Genomic DNA, 3,118 nt, shown 5'->3' on the forward strand with positions numbered 1-3,118 from the left:
GATGGGCTGCGCTGGGCACAGGTGGTCGCCGGTGAATCCGCACTCGGCCCAATCATCAAACGCGCCAAGGAACAACTGCGCGCCCTACCCGATCCCCTGACCTACGGACTGCTGCGCTACCTCAACAGCGACGTCGACCTACGCGGCCCCGACCCGACGATCGGATTCAACTACTTCGGGCGGATGGGCGCGGCCGAGTCCTCCGGCGAACTGTGGCAGATCAGCCAAGACGGGTTGGCGGTCGCCACCTTTGCCGCGGCGGTTCCCATGCCGTTGGCGCACACCCTGGAACTCAACGCCAGCACCGTCGACACCGATGTCGGCCCGCACCTGCACGCCGACTGGACCTGGGCGCCGTCGGCTCTGGATCAGGCTCAAATCGGTCGGCTCAGCCAGCTGTGGTTCGACGCCCTGACCGGCATCTGCGCGCACGTGCAACACGGCGGCGGCGGACTGACCCCCTCCGACATCACTCCCGCGCGGTTGACTCAACCCCAGATCGACGAACTGCAGCAGCTGTACCGCGTCGCCGACATCCTGCCGCTGACTCCGCTCCAGCGGGGACTGCTCTTCCACTCCGCCAGACAGAACAGCGATGACGACCTGTACGCAATGCAGCTCGACATCACCGTCACCGGCCCGCTGGAACCCGATCGTCTACACGACGCCGTGCACACCGTCACCGCCCGTCACCCCAACCTGGCCGCACGCTTTTGCAGTCAATTCGACCAGCCGGTCCAAGTCATTCCGGCCAACCCCCAAACACCCTGGCAATACCTGGAACTCGATACCGATGTCGAGGAACGGTTCCAGCGGGCGTGTGCCGCCGAACGCGCCGCAGTCTGCGATCTCAGGGGCGCGTCGCCCTTTCGAGTTGCTCTGATCCGCACCGCGCCAGATCGTCACAGGGTCGTGCTGACCAATCATCACATCGTGCTCGACGGCTGGTCGCTGCCGATCCTGCTCCACGAGATCTTCGCCAGCTACTACGGTCAGCCGCTACCGCCTGCCGGGTCGTACCGTCGCTTCGTCAGCTGGCTGGCCGAGCGGGATCTCGAAGCCGCCCAGTCGGCCTGGCGCGAGGTGCTGGCCGGCTTCGACACCCCCACCCTGGTGGGGCCGCCGGGACCGGCAAGACTGGGGCCGCGCGGCCTTGCCTCGGCTCGGGTGCCCGAGGCCACCACCCGGGCCGTGAACGAGCTGGCGCGGTCGTGTCACACCACCGTGAACACGGTGCTGCAGGCCGCGTGGGCGCAGGTGTTGATGTCGATGACCGGCCGACGTGACGTCGTGTTCGGTGCCGCGGTCTCCGGGCGGCCGGTCGAGGTGCCCGGCGCGGAATCGATGGTGGGCCTGTTGATCAACACGGTGCCGGTACGGGCCACCATCACGCCTACCACCAGCATCGCCGACCTGCTCGATCAATTGCACAGCGCCCACAACCACACGCTCGACCACCAACACCTGGCGCTCAACGAGATTCACCGCGTCACCGGCCACGACCAATTGTTCGACACGCTGTTCGTGTTCGAGAACTACCCCATCGACACCTCCGCGCTGTTGCGCACCAACGGATTGGCCATTACCGAGTTCACCGGCAGCGAATCCACCCATTACCCGCTGACGATTCAGGCCCGTCCAGACCACGAATTGATCCTTCGCATCGAATACGACACCCACGTATTCGACACGGCAGGCATCGAAGCAGTGATCGAGCGGTTCCAGCGGGCGTTGGTGGCCATGACCACCGATTCAGGGAGTCAATCATGACCGCCAATCCCACCCGACGGTTCTTGTCGATCGACCTGCTCGGTGAGACTGAACACAACCGGCTGGATGAGTTCGGCCACCGTGCGGTGCTCACCCAGTCCGCGACGGCGGTGTCGATCCCCACACTGTTCACCGACCAAGTCGCGCGCACCCCCGAAGCGGTGGCCCTGACGTTCGGGGATCGTTCGTGGACCTACCGCGAACTCGACGAAACGTCGAACAGGTTGGCCCACCAGCTCACCGAACACGGCGCAAGCCCAGGACAGTGCGTCGCGCTGCTGTGCTCCCGCTCCGCCGAGGCGATCGCGGCGATCCTGGCGGTGCTCAAGACCGGGGCGGCGTACCTGCCGATCGACCCCGCGATGCCGACGGCCCGCATCGACTTCATGATTGCCGACGCCACCCCCGTCGCCGCGGTCACCACCACCGAGCAGGCCGACCGGCTGCGAGAATACGGTTTCACCGTCATCGACATCCTCGACCTCGGCATCGACACCCACCCCAACACCGCATTACCGGCCCCCGACCCCCACGACGTCGCCCACATCATCTACACCTCGGGCACCACCGGTGTCCCCAAAGGCGTTGCGGTCACCCACCACAACGTCACCCGACTGTTCGACACCCTCGACGTCGGCCTGGACTTCACCCCGGCACAGGTGTGGACCCAATGCCACTCCTACGCCTTCGACTACTCGGTCTGGGAAATCTGGGGCGCCCTGCTGCACGGCGCACGCCTGGTCGTGGTGCCAGAACAGGTAGCGGGCTCACCAGAGGACTTTCACGCCCTACTCCTGGACGAACACGTCACCGTATTGAGCCAAACCCCCTCCGCGGCAGCAGCGCTGTCACCGGACGGATTGGACTCGGTGACGTTGATGGTCGCCGGTGAAGCCTGCCCCACCGAGGTCGTCGACCGGTGGGCCCCCGGGCGGGTGATGATCAACGGCTACGGCCCCACCGAAACCACCATCTACGCCACCATCAGTGCACCGTTGACCACCGGGGTGGGTGTGGTGCCGATCGGTGTGCCCGTGCCAGGGGCGGCGCTGTTCGTCCTGGACGGCTGGCTCCAACCCGCACCCCCCGGCGTGCTCGGTGAACTCTACGTCGCCGGCCGCGGTGCCGGAGTCGGATATTGGCGCCGAACCGGTTTGACCGCCTCCCGGTTCGTGGCGTGCCCATTCGGGGCGCCCGGGGCACGGATGTATCGCACCGGGGACCTGGTGCGCTGGGGTGCTGACGGGCAGCTGCAATACCTTGGGCGCGCTGATGAGCAGGTCAAGATCCGCGGCTACCGCATCGAACTCGGCGAAATCCAGGCCGCCCTCACCGCCCTCGACGGCGT

Annotated in this window: 1 pseudogene; it reads left to right on the plus strand. The window is 66.4% G+C overall.

The features are described from left to right. Positions 1-3,118 (plus strand): annotated as a pseudogene (locus ACRDUX_RS01140) (amino acid adenylation domain-containing protein); the annotation flags it as partial.

The sequence above is a fragment of the Mycobacterium sp. genome (assembly GCF_050701675.1).
Taxonomy (GTDB): Bacteria; Actinomycetota; Actinomycetes; order Mycobacteriales; family Mycobacteriaceae; genus Mycobacterium.